This window comes from Pseudoalteromonas sp. UBA2102 (assembly GCF_002331165.1).
GTDB classification, from domain to species: Bacteria; Pseudomonadota; Gammaproteobacteria; order Enterobacterales; family Alteromonadaceae; genus Pseudoalteromonas; species Pseudoalteromonas atlantica.
Genome location: NZ_DCYU01000084.1, coordinates 86,574 through 87,286, shown reverse-complemented (window position 1 = coordinate 87,286; position 713 = coordinate 86,574). Strand labels below are relative to the sequence as shown.

Below are 713 nucleotides of genomic sequence, written 5' to 3'. Positions count from 1 at the left end.
GTAAGTTTACCAAGCGTCATACAGGTTTCTAGGCCAAGTTCTTTTACTTCTTTAACCATTTTAGAAATATACGGCATGTCTCTGTCTTTTGGATCTGACCATGCTGCGCCCATACAAAAACGGGTTGCGCCTTTTTGTTTAGCTAGGCGTGCTTGCTCTACCACTTTTTCTACTTCTAGTAGGCGCTCGCGCTCTAAATCGGTTTTATAATGCCCCGATTGCGGACAGTATTTACAATCCTCTGGGCAAGCCCCTGTTTTAATAGATAATAAAGTAGATATTTGTACTTCGTTAGGATTAAAATTAGCGCGATGAACCGATGCCGCTTTAAATAATAAATCGTTAAATGGCATTTCAAATAATGCCTTTACTTGGGCGTGGGTCCAATCGTGGCGAACAGGTGCAAGTTCCATAGTAGTCTCTTATTTTTCTCAGTGGTGATGTTGGATTAGTCTACGTCTTGAAGTACCATTGTCAACGAAACCCACCACGTTAAAGTTTACATATGAATAAAAAACAAACGATTGACCTTGATTTTGATCGTGACCATATTTGGCACCCTTACACATCAATGACACAGCCTATTCCGGTTTACCCTGTTACTCATGCAAATCATAATTTAATTTACCTAGAAACCGGCGAGCAACTCATTGATGGCATGGCCTCATGGTGGAGCGCAATTCATGGCTATAATCATCCGGTATTAAATAACG

Annotated in this window: 1 protein-coding gene and 1 pseudogene; one reads left to right on the top strand and one right to left on the bottom strand. The window is 40.7% G+C overall.

Annotated elements, in window-relative coordinates:
- On the bottom strand, positions 1-413 hold a 413-nt coding region (locus B2R65_RS11685), incomplete at its 3' end, for a biotin synthase BioB (protein WP_349676066.1).
- A 92-nt stretch (positions 414-505) separates the two neighbouring features.
- Here B2R65_RS11685 and B2R65_RS11680 point away from each other — a divergent pair.
- Positions 506-713 (top strand): annotated as a pseudogene (locus B2R65_RS11680) (adenosylmethionine--8-amino-7-oxononanoate transaminase); the annotation flags it as partial.